Annotated in this window: 13 protein-coding genes; 11 read left to right on the forward strand and 2 right to left on the reverse strand. The window is 64.8% G+C overall.

Annotated elements, in window-relative coordinates:
* Nucleotides 1–63: 63 nt before the first annotated feature.
* From V6657_RS21730 to V6657_RS21740, 3 genes are read left to right on the forward strand one after another with little or no spacing between them, the layout of a single operon-like run.
* Nucleotides 64–2,898, forward strand: coding sequence for a molybdopterin cofactor-binding domain-containing protein (locus tag V6657_RS21730; RefSeq protein ID WP_048933685.1), 2,835 nt, complete (start codon nucleotides 64–66; stop codon nucleotides 2,896–2,898).
* Nucleotides 2,895–3,446, forward strand: a complete 552-nt coding sequence (locus V6657_RS21735) for a (2Fe-2S)-binding protein (protein WP_048933684.1) — start codon at nucleotides 2,895–2,897, stop codon at nucleotides 3,444–3,446. The genes V6657_RS21730 and V6657_RS21735 overlap by 4 nt, the downstream gene beginning before the upstream one ends.
* A gap of 11 nt (nucleotides 3,447–3,457) precedes the next feature.
* On the forward strand, nucleotides 3,458–4,744 hold the full coding sequence (locus V6657_RS21740) for a cytochrome c (RefSeq protein WP_338755633.1): 1,287 nt from the start codon (nucleotides 3,458–3,460) through the stop codon (nucleotides 4,742–4,744).
* A 286-nt stretch (nucleotides 4,745–5,030) separates the two neighbouring features.
* Here V6657_RS21740 and V6657_RS21745 read toward each other — a convergent pair whose 3' ends face one another.
* Entirely contained in the window at nucleotides 5,031–5,741 is a 711-nt protein-coding gene (locus V6657_RS21745; RefSeq protein ID WP_048933682.1) for a helix-turn-helix domain-containing protein, read from the reverse strand.
* Between the two features lie 170 nt (nucleotides 5,742–5,911).
* Here V6657_RS21745 and V6657_RS21750 point away from each other — a divergent pair, with 170 nt between their 5' ends.
* The 7 genes from V6657_RS21750 (at nucleotide 5,912) to V6657_RS21780 (ending at nucleotide 13,873) form a co-directional block, all read left to right on the forward strand.
* Nucleotides 5,912–6,610 carry a diguanylate cyclase gene (locus V6657_RS21750; RefSeq protein ID WP_048933681.1) on the forward strand — a complete coding sequence of 233 codons (699 nt, stop codon included), beginning with the start codon at nucleotides 5,912–5,914 and terminating at the stop codon, nucleotides 6,608–6,610.
* On the forward strand, nucleotides 6,610–7,557 hold the full coding sequence (locus V6657_RS21755; RefSeq protein ID WP_048933680.1) for an NAD(P)-dependent oxidoreductase: 948 nt from the start codon (nucleotides 6,610–6,612) through the stop codon (nucleotides 7,555–7,557). The genes V6657_RS21750 and V6657_RS21755 overlap by 1 nt, the downstream gene beginning before the upstream one ends.
* A gap of 5 nt (nucleotides 7,558–7,562) precedes the next feature.
* Nucleotides 7,563–8,501, forward strand: coding sequence for an SMP-30/gluconolactonase/LRE family protein (locus V6657_RS21760; RefSeq protein ID WP_048933679.1), 939 nt, complete (start codon nucleotides 7,563–7,565; stop codon nucleotides 8,499–8,501).
* Nucleotides 8,502–8,557: 56 nt separating this feature from the next.
* Entirely contained in the window at nucleotides 8,558–9,931 is a 1,374-nt protein-coding gene (locus V6657_RS21765) for an MFS transporter (RefSeq protein WP_048933678.1), read from the forward strand.
* 75 nt (nucleotides 9,932–10,006) lie between these two features.
* On the forward strand, nucleotides 10,007–11,332 hold the full coding sequence (locus tag V6657_RS21770) for an MFS transporter (protein ID WP_048933677.1): 1,326 nt from the start codon (nucleotides 10,007–10,009) through the stop codon (nucleotides 11,330–11,332).
* Nucleotides 11,333–11,334: 2 nt separating this feature from the next.
* The gene (locus V6657_RS21775; RefSeq protein WP_048933676.1) at nucleotides 11,335–12,267 is read left to right on the forward strand and encodes an amidohydrolase family protein; all 933 of its coding nucleotides are present in this window, start codon (nucleotides 11,335–11,337) and stop codon (nucleotides 12,265–12,267) included.
* A gap of 403 nt (nucleotides 12,268–12,670) precedes the next feature.
* Nucleotides 12,671–13,873: an ABC transporter substrate-binding protein gene (locus V6657_RS21780; RefSeq protein ID WP_048933675.1), complete on the forward strand. Its 1,203-nt coding sequence runs from the start codon at nucleotides 12,671–12,673 to the stop codon at nucleotides 13,871–13,873.
* Between the two features lie 71 nt (nucleotides 13,874–13,944).
* Here the strand turns inward: V6657_RS21780 and V6657_RS21785 are convergent, their stop codons facing one another.
* On the reverse strand, nucleotides 13,945–14,700 hold the full coding sequence (locus V6657_RS21785) for an SIMPL domain-containing protein (protein ID WP_048933674.1): 756 nt from the start codon (nucleotides 14,698–14,700) through the stop codon (nucleotides 13,945–13,947).
* 185 nt (nucleotides 14,701–14,885) lie between these two features.
* Between V6657_RS21785 and V6657_RS21790 the strand changes: the two genes are divergently transcribed.
* The gene (locus tag V6657_RS21790; protein ID WP_048933673.1) at nucleotides 14,886–16,181 is read left to right on the forward strand and encodes an aminotransferase class I/II-fold pyridoxal phosphate-dependent enzyme; all 1,296 of its coding nucleotides are present in this window, start codon (nucleotides 14,886–14,888) and stop codon (nucleotides 16,179–16,181) included.
* The last annotated feature ends 4 nt before the right edge of the window (nucleotides 16,182–16,185 follow it).

Below are 16,185 nucleotides of genomic sequence, written 5' to 3' on the forward strand. Positions count from 1 at the left end.
ATCCCTCCCCACGCCACCCGCCGAACGCGGGTGCGCCGTAGCATTCCTTCGAGGAAGAAGTTCATGCCGCTTACCCATCCGTCGCGCCGCGCTTTCCTGAAAGCGACTGTCGTGGCCGGCGTCTCGGTGGTTATCGCACCGTTGGGCGGCCGCGCATTTGCGGCTCTGTTTGAAGAAAAGATCCTCACCCCGGTCCAGTGGGACCCCAAGACCGGTACCCCCAAGTTCCGTATTGACGGCATTGCAAAGGTCACGGGCGACAAGGTGTTCGCACGTGATATCCGCTCGCGCGACATGCCGCACTGGCCGCAGCAGCAATCGCACGCATTCATCCTGCGCACCACGCTGGCCGACCGCACGTACGAAGGCTTTGACCTGAGCCTGCTGGGCGACGCGTTGAAGCCCGATCGCGTTGTGACCGCTGAAGATCTGGTGCGCGACGGCGTGGCCTTCCCCGCTTTCTATGGCGACGACATGCTGCTGCCGACGGGCAAGACGCCTGCGTATCACGGCCACGCTGTCGCCATCCTGATCTATCACGACTTCGCGCGCTTCCGCTTTGCGAAAGACAAGCTCAAGTTCCAGGACAAGATCATCCGTTACGGCGCGGTGACCGGCCCGCTGGAGCGCGATCCGTGGGGCACCTTCCGCTTTGTGCGCGTGGGCGGCCAGACGCCGTATGACGACGACGTGTTCTCCAGCCTGAAGAACGCGCCGATCTTCCCCAGCCAGATGCGCAAGCACGAGCCCGTGTGGCCCGATGGTGTGGACCACGGCAAGCTGGGCGAGCAGGGCATGTTCTACGCCGGCCAGATCCGCGACGAACTGGCCAAGCCGCCTGAAGACTGGCTGGTGCTCGACCGCGAGTACAACACGCAGTCCATCGACACCGCCGCGCTGGAAGCCGATAACGCCAACTGCTGGTACGACAGTGCCACGCAGACGCTGCACATGGTGGTGCCCACGCAAAGCCCGATTGAAGTGGGCGAGAGCACGGCCGAGATGCTGGCCAAGGCCAAGGGCGCCTTCCCCGTGAAGCAGGTGATCGTGCACCCGTGCTACACGGTCGGCTACGGCTCGAAAGACCACTACAACTTCCCGTTCTACGGCCTGGTGACGGCGCTGTACGCGGACGGCAAGCCCGTGCGTCTGGCCAATGACCGCTACGAGCAGTTCCAGACCTCCATCAAGCGCCACGCGTTCGAGATGCATTACCGCATTGCCGTGGACAAGAAGACCGGTCTGTTCCAGTCGTTCCAGGGCGATTTCGAGGCCAACGGCGGCGGGCGCTGCAACTTCTCGCCGTCGGTGGCGATGGTGGGCGCCACGGCTGCGCAGTCGATCTACTACTTTCCGAAGAACGACCTCGCCACGGTGGCCATTGCCTCGCGCGCCATCGATGCGGGCTCGGCACGTGGCTACGGCACGCTGCAGAGCATGGCCGCGACCGAAATGATGGTCGACGAGTTTGCCGAGCAACTGAAGCTTGACCCGATCGAGTTCCGCCTGAAGAACGCGCTGCGCTCGGGCATGAAGAACACGCAGGGCGCGATTCCTGCCGGCGCCATCCGCGTGGATGAGGTGCTGGAGGCAGCCAAGGTGCACCCGATGTGGGTGAACCGCGCGAAGAAGAAAGCCGAGTTTGAAGCCGCGCACCCGGGCAAGCGCTACGGTGTGGGCTTTGCGTGCGTGCAGAAGGACTTCGGCACGGGCGCGGAGGCCTCGTTCGCCAAGGTGGAAATCCGCCCGGACGGGCAGATTGCGCTGCATCACACCGCAGCCGAGATCGGCACCGGTATGTCGACCTCGCAGGCGATGGCCGTGGCGCGCTGGCTGGGCCGCCCTGCATCGGAAGTGCGCGTGGCGGTGACGGACTGGGCAGACCTGCCCGTGACCACCAGTGGTGATCCGTACATCATGAGCCAGGCCGATCAGGACAAGCTGGCGGCCAACCCGCGCTGGTCTCCGGCCTATGCATCGCCGGCCAGTGCGACCAACTCGGCGTACTACTTCACGCACAGCACGCGTGAGGCGGCGCGCATCGTCTTCATGCACGGCCTGTGGCCGGCTGCGATGGCGATCTGGATCCAGGGCATTGGCGGTGGTCAGGCGACTTCGCTGGTGGTGCGCGTGGAAGACGCACGCTGGGTGGACGGCAAGCTCACGGCCGGCGGCCTGCAGGCGCTGCCGTACGAGCAGATCGTCAAGAAGGCGCATGACCTGGGCCTGGTGACGGGTGCCGTGGTGCACGTGTTCAACCGCTGGCAGTGGAGCGAGGCTGACTTCGACGTCAACGGTACGGCCACGCGCGTGCCGATCGATGGGCTGTCCGTGCGCTATGGCGACAACGCCGATGCCGCGCACAAGGCCAAGATGACGACAGCCGGCGGCTACCACGTGCTCGATCGCAAGAAGGTCTACATCGCGCCCACGCAGCGGAACAACGCGTCGGTCACGTACTACAGCGCGGTCGGCACGCTGGTCGAGCTGTCGGTGCACGAGGCCAGCGGCAAGGTGGAACTGCTGTCGCACCACTCGATCATGGAATGCGGCTCGCAACTCTCGCCGCAGCTCGTGTCGGGGCAGTTGCAGGGTGGTCTGGCGATGGGCATCGGCCACGCGCTGCACGAATCCCTGCCGCTGTATGAAGACGGCCCCGGCAACGGCACCTGGAACTTCAACCGCTACCAACTGCCGCGCGCCAAGGACGTGGCCGTCTGGACGCAGACCGGGACGGTGCTGCCGCCCCTGTCGGAAACCGATCCGCCCAAGGGCATCGCCGAGGTGGTGATGATCCCGGTGGTGGGCGCTATTGTGAATGGCATCGCGCATGCCATCGGACACCGCTTCACCAGCCTGCCAGTGACCGCGGAAAAGATTCAGGAGGTACTGGCATGAGCATTACGACCCAACCGATCACCTTGCACCTCAATGGCAAGGACCTGGGCCCCGTGCAAGTGCCCGAGGGCCTGATGATGATCGACTTCCTGCATGAGTACGCAGGCCTGACGGGCTCGCGCCTGGGCTGTGGGCAGGGCGTGTGCCGCGCGTGCACGGTCATCCTCGACAAGCCAGACGGTACCAGCGAAGAAGTCCGCACCTGCATTACGGGCGCGCATTTCTTCCAGGGCAAGAAGGTGCGCACTGTGGAAGGCCATGCCACGCGCAATGAGAAGGGCGAGGTGGTATCGCTCTCGTTGGTGCAGCAGAAGTTTCTGGAGCATTTCAGTTTCCAATGCGGCTACTGCACGCCGGGCTTCGTCAACGGCGCGACGGTGCTGGTGGAGCGCCTCAAGCGCCAGCCGGTGGCACGCGAGCAACTGGACGAGACCATCACCGAAGCGCTGAACGACCACATCTGCCGCTGCACCGGCTACGTGCGCTACTTCGAGGCCGTCAAGGACGTCGTGCTAAGCACACCCGGACTCGTCAAGGACGGCAAGTGATGACGATGACCATGGCTCAACCTAACCATCGCAATCTGCTTCGCCTGGCGCGCCTGGCCGTGTTGCCGCTGCTGGTCGCCGCCACGCTGGCCGCCTGCGGTGACCGCTCCACCGACATCCCGGCCGCTGCCGATCAACCATCGCCCACCAAGCTGACCGGTGCAGACCTGATCAACCGCGGCCGCTATCTCGTGCGTGCGGCGGACTGCGCGGCCTGCCACACAGCCAAGGACGGTGCGCCGTTCGCGGGCGGTGTGCCGCTGGCCTCACCGTTCGGCACGTTCTACGGCACCAACATCACGCCTGACAAGGAACACGGCATCGGCAAGTGGAGCGCCGATGAGTTCTACAAGGCGCTGCACGATGGCGTGACGCCGGACAAGCACCTGTATCCGGCGATGCCGTACACGTCGTACCGCGGCCTGTCGCGCGGCGATACCGATGCGATGTACGCGTATCTGACGCAGCAGGTGAAGCCGGTGGCAGTCGCCAACCGCGAGCATGAGTTGCGCTTCCCGTACAACATCCGCCTGGCCATGGCGGGCTGGAACCTGTTCTTCCTGAAGGACACACTGCCCGATGCATCCACCGGCAATTCGACGTCGTGGCAGCGCGGGCGCTATCTGTCCAACGCGCTCGGCCACTGCGCGGAATGCCATACCTCGCGCGGTTTTGCGGGCCAGCTGAGCGCCAGCAAACCGCTCGGCGGTGCGGATCTCGGCCGCGTGGTCGCACCGGACATCTCGCCAGCGGGCCTTGCCGCACGCGGGTGGACGCAGGCGGATCTGCAGGCGTTCTTCAGCACCGGCATCGCGCAGCAGGGCTCGGCCTTTGGTGAGATGTACCCCGTCGTGCACTTGAGCTCCCAGTACCTGAGCCAAGCGGACATTGGTGCGGTGGCAACCTACCTGCTTGGCGACAAGCCGCCTGCACCGCAACCGCTCAAGCCGGTGGCCGCCACGGCGGACAACGCTGACCAGCTCAAGGCTGGCCGCGCGAGCTACCTGGCCGTTTGCGCCGGCTGTCATGGCCGCGATGGCGAAGGCAAGCCGCACGTGGCCGTGCCGATGCTGGGCAACTCCAGCGTGCGCAATGCCAATGCGCATAACCTGCTCGTTGCCATGCTCGACGGCATTGAAGCGCAGCGCTTCCCGGGCACGGAAGCCATGCAGGAGATGCCGGGCTTTGCACAGATGGACGATGCAGAACTGGCCGCACTTGCGAACTACCTGCGCACGAACTTTGGCGGCCAGCCCGCTGATATCACCGCAGACAAGGTGAAGGGTTTGCGGCAGTAAGCAGCCTCTTTGAAGTGACAAAAGCCCGCCCCGGTGTTATGCCTGGGCGGGCCTTTCTTTTGGTGCGCGGGCGGTTGTGCCGGGTCGTGACCGCGGACACCTTCTGGCACTGTCTCGAGCGTTGCGGAGATGGCGTGCCTGCCTTAACCGCGGGTCAGCGAATAACGAAACCGGCTCAGGCCACACCGGCATTTATCACGAGCAGCGCATCGGCCACGCGAAACGCCCGTCCGAACCCGTGCGAACGCGCTCCGCCCTGACTGGGTGCGGGGGCTGGCGGCTCCAATCAGCGACCGTAGATTCGCTCGCACAGCGCCGCACTTGCACCGAGCTTGCGCGACAGGTCGGACGCCGCCTGCAGTTGCATCGCAACGACGTCACCGGAGGTGCGCGCCGCTTCGAGCCGGGAAGCCGCGCCAGACAGCGTCAGTGCCGCCATGAACTTGTCGCCGGAGCCGAAGACGGGCGTAGCAAACGCCGCCGTGTGCTGATCGCGCGCGCCCGAGGTGAACAGCGGCAGCGCTGGCGCTTCGTCATAGAGCGATTCGCCCAGGCCCCAGTAGCGGAGCACGTGGCTGATGGCCGTATCGTCCAGCGGCAGCGAGGTACCGGGCAGGCGCGTCTCGCGCAGACCCTCCGATGGCTCGGCGCGGAACAGGCACAGCCGCAGGCCGTGGTCGACGACGTAGTACGATGCGCTCTCCCGCGTGGCCGCCGCCAGCGCATGCAGCACCGGTTCCACCACGGAAGACAGGTGGAAGGACTGCTCATAGAGCTTGCCCAGATACAGCAGGCGAGGCCCGAGCGAATACGCGCCAGACTCCGAGCGAATGACATAGCTCATGCGCTCCAGCGAGTTCATCAGCCGGTACACCGTGGTCTTGTGCATGCCCGAGGCTTGCGCCAGGGCCGCCAGTGTTAGCGCTTCCGCCCCCGGCTTGAAGCAATCCAGCAAGGCCAACGCCTTTTCTACCGCGGCGACGCCGTCGTTCCCCATTCCCAACTCCCTGAACTGATGGACGGCATGATTGTACTGTGTACAACGCGGTTGTATAGAGCGGACGGGTAAACGCTAGTGGATCGTCTCGCTTGCCGTGGCTATAGTGATTTCACTCAGTACACCACTGTTGTACATTGTACAACGCTAAAGACAGAGGCAGGCTTTTCATGAGTACCCCTTCGCATACCACGTCCACCATCGTTCGCGACATCGAGCGCGTTTCCCCTCACCTCGTCGAGGCGGCTGCCCGCTTCCAGGCCGCCATCCTGGCCGACGTGGCTGGCCGCCGCGGCACGTTGAATGGCCGAGTCAAACCGCTCGCGCCAACAATGAAAGTGGCGGGCCCGGCCGTGACGGTCGAAGTCCGCCCCGGCGACAACCTCGCCATCCACGCCGCCCTGGCCGTCGCCAAGCCCGGCGATGTGATCGTGGTGGACGGCAAGGGCGACCAGAGCTGCGCGCTCATCGGCGAAATCATGGCCACGCAGGCGCATGCCACGGGCATCGCCGGGTTTGTCATCGATGGCGCGGTGCGCGATTCGCACGAGTTGGCGCACGGCACGTTCCCGGTCTTTTCTGCCGGCCTGAATCCATGCGGACCCACCAAGAGCGTGGCGGGGCGCGTGAACCTGCCGGTGTCTGTTGCCGGCGCAACGGTGCACCCGGGTGACCTGGTGGTGGGCGATGCAGATGGCGTGGTCGTCATCCCGCGTGAAGACGTCGAGCGCATCCTGGTGCTCGCGCAGAAGAAGGTGGATGCGGAAGCCGCCCGCATCGCAGCCATTCGCAAGGGCGACACGCGCGCGAGTTGGCTGGAGAAAGAACTGCGTGCCGTCGGCATGCTGGCCGAAGGCGAGGCACTCTGATGAGCGCGTCTGCACACAAGCCCGTCGTGTTGGTGACGGCGGCTGACTTGGCGCCGCAGGCACTGGACATGCTGAGCGACTTCGAAGTTGTGTTCGCTGGCAAGCAGCCCACAGAAGACGACATCGTCGCGCTCTGCACGCGCCACAAGCCGGTGGCGATCATCGTCCGCTATGGCAAGGTCAACGCACGCATCATGGACGCGGCCGGCAACCTGCAGGTGATTTCCAAGCATGGCAGCGGGATCGATGTCATCGATCAGGAGGCCGCTGCGGCACGCGGCATTGCGGTGCGTGCTGCCGTGGGTGCCAATGCGGCGGCTGTGGCCGAGCATGCGTGGGCGCTGATCCTCGCATGCGCCAAGGCCGTGCCGCAGCTCGACGCGCGCATGCGTGCCGGCCATTGGGATAAGGCTGTTCACAAGTCCGTCGAGCTGGATGGCCGTACGCTGGGTCTGGTCGGCCTGGGCGCGATCGGGCGTCGGGCGGCCGCCATCGGGGTGGCGTACGGCATGAACGTCATCGCGTTTGACCCGTATGCCAAAGAGGCACCGGCCGGTGTGAAGCTGGTCAGCCTGGGTGAGCTGTATGCACAGTCAGACGTGGTCTCGCTGCACTGCCCGCTGACCGCCGAGAACCGCAAGATGCTGAACCGCGATGCGTTCAGTTGTTTCAAGGAGGGGGCGATCCTCGTCAACACGGCACGCGGTGGGCTCATTGACGAGCCCGCATTGGCCGAAGCACTCGCCAGCGGCCGGTTGCGCGCGGCCGGGCTCGACAGCTTTGACGTGGAGCCGATGACCACGCCGCATCCGTTCCAGGGCATTGCGAACGTCATCCTGTCGCCGCACATCGGCGGCGTGAGCGACGCGGCCTACGTGAACATGGGCAAGGGTGCAGCGGCCAATGTGCTCGCGGTGATCGAGGAGCGCGCCCGCACGGCGGCGTGATAGCCATGTTCCTGCTCTCGCCACCTGTTGTGCGTGAAGCTGAAGTCTTCACGCGCATGCCGGCCAAGTTCCGCAAGCCCGACGTCCAGACGGACTGGGCGCGCGCCAATCGTGGCGGGCAAGCCACCGACTCCTTCCTCGAAGGGCCGGTGTGGAGCCCCGACGGCCATCTGTACGTGACCGACATTCCGCATGGCCGGATCTTTCGCATCTCGGCTGTGGGCGACTGGGAACTGGTGGCCGAGTACGACGGCGAGCCGAACGGCATGAAGTTGGTCGACGATGCGCATCTGCTCATCACCGACTACCGCAACGGGCTGATGCTTCTCGACATCCAGCGTGGCGAGGTCAGGCCTTACCTGGAGCGGCGCAACTCCGAGCGCTTCAAGGGCGTGAACGACCTCACGTTCGATTCGCAAGGCAACCTGTATTTCACCGACCAGGGGCAGACGGGTTTGCACGACCCGACGGGCCGCGTCTATCGCCTGTCGGTGGACGGCAAGCTCGACATGCTGCTCGGCAACTGCCCCAGCCCGAATGGGCTCGTGTTGTCGCCTGACGAGAAAGTGCTGTACGTCGCCATGACGCGCGGCAACTGTGTGTGGCGCGTGCCGCTGCAGGCGGATGGCTCCGTCAGCAAGGTCGGCCAGTTCTTTACGTCGTACGGCCCGAGCGGCCCCGATGGTTTGACGATCGATACGGCGGGGCGGCTGTTTGTGGCCAACCCCGGCCTTGGCCGTGCGTGGGTGCTGAACCACCGCGCGGAGCCCGAGGTGATCGTGATCAGCCCGGAAGGTGCCTCGCTCACGAACCTCTGCTTCGGCGGCCCTGAGATGAAGACGCTCTTCATGACGGAGTCGGTGTCCGGCACCGTGCTCAAGATCCAGATGGACGTCGCCGGCCCGCTGCCGCATCGAGCAAAGCAGGCCAGGCCCCAGCACTAGCTCATCGATACGTAACCCCTAGCGCTCACAGAAGCGCGATGGAGGAGACCATGCAAATGTCACACACCCTAGGCACGGTGAATGCCACCACGCCACCGCCTGGCGCGGATGTGCGCGCTGCGGCCACGTTGCCCGATGCGGATTACGAGGCGAGCGAACGTACGCTGGCCAAGGCGTTCCGCCGCATCCTGCCGTTCATCTTCGCCTGCTATGTGATCAGCTATCTCGATCGCACCAACGTGGGTTTTGCGGCGCTCACCATGAACAAGGACCTTGGCCTGACCGCCGAGCAGTTCGGGTTCGGGGCGGGGCTGTTCTTCATCGGCTACTTCCTGTTCGAGATTCCGAGCAACCTGATCATGCAGAAGGTAGGTGCGCGCATCTGGATCGCGCGGATCATGATCACGTGGGGCGTGTTTTCAATGGCCACGGCGTTTGTGGTGGGGCCCAAGAGTTTTGCCGCCGCGCGCTTTCTGCTGGGCGTGGCTGAGGCGGGCTTCACGCCAGGCATCTACCTGTATTTCACGCATTGGTTTCCGGGCAAGTGGCGCGCCAAGGTGACGGCTGCGTTCCTGGTGGGCATTCCGGTGGCGAACATGATCGGCTCGCCGATTTCCGGTGCGCTGCTTGAACTCGGCGGGCTGTATGGCTTGCTCAGCTGGCAGTGGCTGTTGCTGATCGAGGGGCTGCCTGCCGTGGTGCTGGGTATCGCGTGCCTGTTTGTGCTGGCGGACCGTCCCGAGAAGGCTAAGTGGCTGACGGACGAAGAAAAAGCCGTGCTCGCGCGCCGCCTTGCGATGGAGCAGCGCGACATCGCAAGCAAGCACGGCGCGAGCCTGCGTGACGCAATGACCAACTGGCGCGTGTTCGTGCTGGCGTTCATCAACTTCTGCGGCATCGTTGGCTCCATCGGCGTGGGCCTGTGGATGCCGCAGATCGTCAAGCAGTTTGGTGTCGAGCATGCGGTGGTCGGCTGGCTCACGGCCATTCCGTACGCGATGGGCGCGGTCGTCATGCTGTGGTGGGCGCGGATGGCGAACCGCGCGCAGAGCTGCATCCCGTATGTGGCGGGCGCGCTGGTGGTGGCGGCGGTCGCTCTGGCGGCCAGCACGGCGCTGGATGCGCCTGCGCTCAAGCTGGCGGCGCTGTGCCTGACGGTGAGCGGCATCCTCGCATTCCAGGCGACGTACTGGGCGATTCCCTCCAACTTCCTGACCGGCCGTGCGGCGGCGGGCGGCCTGGCGCTGATCGTTTCCGTGGGCAACCTGGGCGGCTTTGTCGGCCCGTCGATGATCGGTGCCATCAAGCAGTTCTCGCATGGCTTTACGGCGCCGCTGCTGGCGGTGTCGGCTGTGCTGCTCATCGGTGCGCTAGCCATCGCCTGGTTGGGCGACCCAGGCGCCGATGCCGGCGAGGCGGTCGCCCATTGACGGCCCGATCGCAGTACCTTGATTCCTAGACATCCAATAGCGCCGCGAAACCCACGACGGCGCCAGGAGACACACATGCAAGTGACGGGCAGTACCGGTGTGACCGATCTCGAGCAACGGACCCTGCGCAAGGTGGTCTGGCGGCTCGTGCCATTCCTCATGGTCTGCTACCTGCTGGCTTTCATCGACCGCGGCAACGTGGGCATGGCCTCGTTGCAGATGAACCACGACCTCGGGCTGACAGCCAGTGTGTTTGGGTTCGGCAGCAGCCTGTTCTTCGTGTCGTACTTCTTCTTCGAGGTGCCGAGCAACCTTGCGCTGCAGCGCTACGGCGCGCGCATCTGGATCGCGCGGATCATGATCACGTGGGGGTTGGTCTCGGCCGCCACGGCGCTGGTCCGCGGGCCGGCCTCGTTCTACACGTTGCGCTTCCTGCTGGGCGCGGCGGAGGCGGGGTTCTTTCCGGGCGTGCTGCTGTATCTGTCGTACTGGATTCCGGCAACGCACCGTGCGCGCATCGTGGCGACGTTCATGGTGGCGATTCCGGCCGCGAGCTTTATCGGCTCGCCTATCTCGGCCGCGCTGCTGCAGATGGATGGCTTTGCTGGGCTGCGCGGGTGGCATTGGTTGTTCCTCCTCGAAGGCATTCCGACGGTGCTGCTGGGCATCGCCTGCCTGCGCCTGCTGACCAATCGGCCGGAAGAAGCCAAGTGGCTGTCGACCGAAGAGCGCAATTGGCTCACGAGCACGCTGGCCGGTGAAGCGCGCGGGCCCAAGAAGGTCGCGCAGATGTCGCTGGCCAAACTGTTCTGCAACCGCTACGTGCTGTGCCTGGCGCTGGTGGATGTGTGCGCATCGGCAGCCGGCAGCACGCTGTCGGTGTGGCAACCGCAGTTGCTCAAATCGTTCGGGCTGACTGTCATGCAGACGGGGCTGCTCAACTCGGTGCCGTATGCCGTGGCATCGGTGCTGATGGTGGTCTGGGGCCGCCGCTCGGATCGCCTGAAGGAGCGCCGCTGGCACACCGCCATCCCCATGCTGCTGATCGGGCTGGGCCTGTTCGGCACATCGCTCAGTGGGTCGTTGATGCCCACCATGGTGATGCTGTGCGCGGTGCTGGTCGGGGCCTATTCGTTCAAGGGGCCGTTCTGGGCGCTGGCGTCGGGCATGCTCTCCAACAGCGCGGCGGCGGCGGGGCTGGCGACCATCAACGCGATCGCCAACCTCATCGGCGGCGGCCTGATGGTGAACGTGTACGGGTGGGTCAAGCAGGCGACGGGCAGCTATGCGCTCGCATTGATGCCGCTGGCCGTGCTGACGCTGGTAAGCGTGGCGACGCTGCTGCTGTTGAGCCGGGCGAAGCCCGAAGGGCAGATGCTGACCAAGACGGAGACAGCCTGACCATGGCCGCACTCAGCAGAAGGCAGTTCCTGCAACTGGCAGGCGCAGGTGCGGCAGCGGTGGCACTCCCCGCTGTCGCGCAGGCCGAAGAGGTGTGGTCCAGCGGCAGCGCCGGGCCGGTATTCAAGCTGCCGGCCGGCGCGGTGGATTGCCACATGCACATCTACGATGGCCGTTTTCCGAGCGCGCCGGGCACCACGCTCCGGCCGCCCAACGCGAGTATCGAGCAGTACCGCAAGGTGCAGGCGCGCTTGGGCGTGCAGCGCAACGTGGTGGTCACCCCGTCGACGTACGGCACCGATAACCGCTGCACGCTGGATGCCCTCAAACGCTTCGGCCCCAACGCGCGCGGTGTTGCGGTGGTCGACACGTCGGTAACCGACGCGCAGCTCACGGAGATGCACGCGGCGGGCGTGCGCGCCATCCGCTTCAACCTCAGCTATCCGGGGGCCACCACGGTTGACATGCTCGCGCCGCTGGCCTCGCGCATCGGCGCAATCGGGTGGCATATCGAACTGGTGGTGCAGGGCGCAAAACTGCCAGAACTGGAGCCCCATCTGCGCGCGCTGCCATGCCCCCTCGTCATCGACCACATCGCGCACGTGCCGCAGCCAGGCGGCACGCAATCCGATGCCATGCGGACCGCGCAACGCCTCGTCGACAAGGGCAACACGTGGATCACACTCTCCGGCCCCTACGTCGACAGCAAGACCGGCGCGCCGGCTTATGCCGACGTCGAGCCGGTGGCCAAGGCCTTCATCAGCATGGCCCCCGAGCGCATGCTGTGGGGCACCGACTGGCCGCATCCGACCGAGAAAGCGCACAAGCCTGACGATGCTGCACTGGTCGACGCGATGGCCGCATGGATCGGGCGGACCGATTGGCAGGAGATGGTCTTCGTTGCCAATCCGGTCAAGCTCTACGGGTTTGCATAACGCCGGAACTGCGCAGGCGGTGACCACAGCGGTCTCAATGTCTACGTGGCTTCCGAATCGGGGAGTTTGCCCGACGGCGGTGGTGGCAGCACCACGACCTGGCCAGACCGAAATGGCGCTGCGTACCGATGTGCAGAACCAGAAGTCGTGTGTGATGGCGTGCAACAGTGGGTTGCCGCATATCGTTGACTTCAGTACCGCCACCATCAACCCTAGCTCCACGGCAACAGGCATGTGCTTCTGAGCGCGGTACGGCGTATCGCAAACGGGCCACTGTCGACTCTCACTTGACAGTGTGTTTCGCACACCGGGGCTGTTCGCGATGGATGGTGTCGATACCATGTGCTCCAAACAGGTGCAGCCACTGGCATGCACCCACAACAAAACACACCAGGAGACACACATGCACGCACGCCGCGCCACGGCGGCGGTGGCTTTGGCCATCGCCTCCTTTTTCGCTCACGCACAGGTTTCCGACGACAAGGTCAAGATCGGCTTCATCACCGATATGTCGGGCGTGTATGCCGATCTGGATGGCCCCGGCGGCCTGGAAGCCATCCGCATGGCGGTGGCGGACTTCGGCGGCAAGGTGCTGGGCAAGTCCATCGAGATCGTCTCCGCGGATCACCAGAACAAGGCCGACGTAGCGGCTTCCAAAGCGCGCGAGTGGATCGATCGGGACGGTGTGGACGTGCTCTTCGCTGGCCCGAACTCGGCGGCGGGCCTGTCGATGAACCGCATCGCGGCTGAAAAGAAGCGCGTGTACATCAACCTCGGCGGCGGCACCCCGCGCCTGACAAACGAGGAGTGCACGCCCTACACCGTGCACTATGCGTATGACACCAACGCGCACGTGCGCGGCACCATCGGCGCGTTGCGAAAGCAGGGCGTGAACTCGTGGTATCTGCTGTCGGTCGACTACGCCTTCGGCAAGGACATGGATGCCGAATCGCGCCGCGTCATCACAGCCGGTGGCGGCAAGGTGGTGGGCGGCACCAGACACCCGCTGGGCGCGCCGGATTTCTCGTCGTATCTGCTGCAGGCGCAGAGTTCGGGTGCACAGGCCGTGGCGCTGGCCAATGCGGGCGGCGACACCATCAACGCCATCAAGGCCGCCAAGGACTTTGGCCTCGACAAGAAGATGCGGGTGGTGGGCCTGGTCATGACCATCGACGAGATCCACTCACTGGGCCTGCAGACTGCGCAGGGCATGCAACTGATCGATCCGTGGTACTGGAATTCCAGCGACGCCGCGCGCAAGTTTGGCGAGCGCTTCTACACCAAGTACAAGAAGATGCCGAGTGCCCTGCAAGCAGCCGATTACTCCGCCACGCTCTCGTACCTGAAGGCTGTGCAGGCTGCCGGCACAGATGACTCCGACCGCGTGATGGCCAAGCTCAAGTCGATGAAGATCGACGACATGTACACCAAGGGCGGCTACGTGCGCGCCGACGGCATGATGATCCACGACATCTACCTGTTCGAGGTCAAGAAGCCGTCGGAGTCGACCCGGCCGTGGGACTACTACAAGCTCGCGCAGACGATTCCGGGTGAGCAGGCGTTCAATACGCTGGCGGAATCGGCTTGTCCGTTGGTGAAGAAGTAGAGCGGGGTTTCCGCCAAAAAATCGCGAGCGCGGTGCTCGCGTTTTTTGTTATCCGGCGTAGGAATTGCGGACTACTTCTCTAGGAAGTAATCCACCGACACCACCACACGCACCTTCTTGTTCGGGTCCGACGCGGGCCCACCCCCACCTTCGCCACCCTCCGGGCCGGTGCGGTCACGGTCGGCAATGGAGAAGAGCCCCTGGCTAGCACGACGTATGGCCCCGACCTTGCTGCCACTGTCAGCCGCAAACTGGGTGGCGGCTTCTCGCGCAGATTTGGTGGCTTCGGCCATCATGCCCGGCTTGACGGCGTTGAGTTGCGTGAAGAGGAACTGGGGCGAAGTCTTGTCCCACGTGCCCTGAGAAGACAACACCACGCCCGCAGCGACCAGCTTGTCGGTCATCTGGCTGATCTTCTGCACCTTATCCACTTCAGCGGAGCGCACGAGGATGGTGTGCTCGACCATGTAGCGCAGTTGCGCGTTCGCCTGCGCATAGTCTGTCGCCTGGCGGTCGACGACATGAACGTCCCGTCCGACGATGTCCTTTGCGTTGATGCCGTTGTCTTGCAGGAACGCGAGGACCTTGTCGCGGGCGGCATCTGCCGATTGGCTGGCCGTGGCCAAGTCGTTGCCGGCAACGCGAACCTTCAGAGGCCAGATTGCCAAATCTGCCGTCACCTGTTTTTCTGCGACACCGCGCACCGTGACAAAGCGCTCGCTCGGGCGGATGTCGCGCAGCGAGTGACCCAGGATCGCCGCGCCGCCCAGCAGGCCGACAGCCAGTCCAATGGCAATCGCAGTCAGTCCGGTTCTTTCGGCAGCCATGTCAACTTCTCCTTCAGGTGGGTGATCGGTTACGCGGGGCGGATGGGCATTCTGGAGCATAAGCTACGCATCAGGCTGCCGCGAAGTTTCGAGGTGGGAAAGGAATAAGCAAAGACAAAAACGATCGTTTGTGCGCCGCGGGGCTGCCCATATGCTCGCCGGATCAACCCTCCGGAGACGACACGATGACGCAGCCCACCACGCCCAACTGGAAACTCGACACCCTGGCCGTCCACGGCGGCTACAGCGCCGACCCGACCACGCGGGCCGTGGCCGTGCCGATCTACCAGACCGTCGCTTTTGCCTTTGACGACACGCAACACGGCGCCGACCTGTTCGACCTCAAGGTCCAGGGCAACATCTACTCGCGCATCATGAACCCGACCAACGACGTGCTGGAAAAGCGCGTCGCGGCGCTGGAGGGCGGCATCGGTGCGTTGGCGTTGGCCTCGGGGCAGGCGGCCGTCACGTACGCGATCCAGACGATTGCGGAGGCGGGCGACAACATCGTCTCGGCCAGCACGCTGTACGGCGGCACCTACAACCTCTTCGCACACACGCTGCCGCTGTCGGGCATCACCACGCGCTTTGCTGACCCGCGGGACCCGGCCTCGTTCGAAGCACTGATCGACGATCGCACCAAGGCCATCTTTGCCGAGACCGTCGGCAACCCGCTGGGCAACATCACCGACATTGCCGCGTTGGCGGAGATTGCGCACCGGCATGGCGTGCCGCTCATCGTCGACAACACGGTGCCGACGCCGTACCTGGTGCGGCCGATCGAGCATGGCGCTGACATCGTCGTGCATTCACTGACCAAGTACCTGGGCGGACACGGCACCAGCCTAGGCGGCGCGATTGTCGATTCGGGCAAGTTCCCGTGGGCAAAGCACAAGGCGCGCTTCAAGCGCCTGAACGAGCCGGACGTGAGCTACCACGGCGTGGTCTATACGGAAGCGCTGGGTGAGGCGGCGTACATCGGCCGCGCACGCGTGGTGCCGCTGCGCAATACCGGCGCGGCACTGTCACCGTTCAACGCGTTCCTGATCTTGCAGGGCATCGAGACGCTGGGCTTGCGCATCGACCGCATCACGCAAAACGCCGCACGCATTGCACGTCATCTTCAGGGGCACGCCAAGGTGGAGTGGGTCAACCATGCCAGCCTGGATGACCACCCCGACTATGCGTTGGCAAAAAAGTACCTCTCCGGCAAGGCACCGGGGCTGCTGACGTTTGGCGTGAAGGGCGGGTTTGCGGCGGGCGCGCGCTTCCAGGATGCGCTGCAACTGTTCACGCGGCTGGTGAACATCGGCGATGCGAAATCGCTCGCCACGCATCCGGCATCGACCACGCACCGGCAGCTTTCAGAGGCGGAGCTGGCCAAGGCCGGCGTGCGGCAAGAGACCATCCGGCTGTCGATTGGCATCGAGCACATCGACGATCTGCTGGCCGATCTGGATCAGGCGTTGGCGCAGGCTTGAGCTT

The sequence above is a fragment of the Ralstonia sp. RRA genome (assembly GCF_037023145.1).
Taxonomy (GTDB): Bacteria; Pseudomonadota; Gammaproteobacteria; order Burkholderiales; family Burkholderiaceae; genus Ralstonia.

Excerpts from the sequence above, each read along its gene's own strand:
- V6657_RS21730 (WP_048933685.1), top strand. The coding sequence starts at position 64 with ATGCCGCTTACCCATCCGTCGCGCCGCGCTTTCCTGAAAGCGACTGTC.
- V6657_RS21735 (WP_048933684.1), top strand. The coding sequence starts at position 2,895 with ATGAGCATTACGACCCAACCGATCACCTTGCACCTCAATGGCAAGGAC.
- V6657_RS21740 (WP_338755633.1), top strand. The coding sequence starts at position 3,458 with ATGGCTCAACCTAACCATCGCAATCTGCTTCGCCTGGCGCGCCTGGCC.
- V6657_RS21745 (WP_048933682.1), bottom strand. The coding sequence starts at position 5,741 with ATGGGGAACGACGGCGTCGCCGCGGTAGAAAAGGCGTTGGCCTTGCTG.
- V6657_RS21750 (WP_048933681.1), top strand. The coding sequence starts at position 5,912 with ATGAGTACCCCTTCGCATACCACGTCCACCATCGTTCGCGACATCGAG.
- V6657_RS21755 (WP_048933680.1), top strand. The coding sequence starts at position 6,610 with ATGAGCGCGTCTGCACACAAGCCCGTCGTGTTGGTGACGGCGGCTGAC.
- V6657_RS21760 (WP_048933679.1), top strand. The coding sequence starts at position 7,563 with ATGTTCCTGCTCTCGCCACCTGTTGTGCGTGAAGCTGAAGTCTTCACG.
- V6657_RS21765 (WP_048933678.1), top strand. The coding sequence starts at position 8,558 with ATGTCACACACCCTAGGCACGGTGAATGCCACCACGCCACCGCCTGGC.
- V6657_RS21770 (WP_048933677.1), top strand. The coding sequence starts at position 10,007 with ATGCAAGTGACGGGCAGTACCGGTGTGACCGATCTCGAGCAACGGACC.
- V6657_RS21775 (WP_048933676.1), top strand. The coding sequence starts at position 11,335 with ATGGCCGCACTCAGCAGAAGGCAGTTCCTGCAACTGGCAGGCGCAGGT.
- V6657_RS21780 (WP_048933675.1), top strand. The coding sequence starts at position 12,671 with ATGCACGCACGCCGCGCCACGGCGGCGGTGGCTTTGGCCATCGCCTCC.
- V6657_RS21785 (WP_048933674.1), bottom strand. The coding sequence starts at position 14,700 with ATGGCTGCCGAAAGAACCGGACTGACTGCGATTGCCATTGGACTGGCT.
- V6657_RS21790 (WP_048933673.1), top strand. The coding sequence starts at position 14,886 with ATGACGCAGCCCACCACGCCCAACTGGAAACTCGACACCCTGGCCGTC.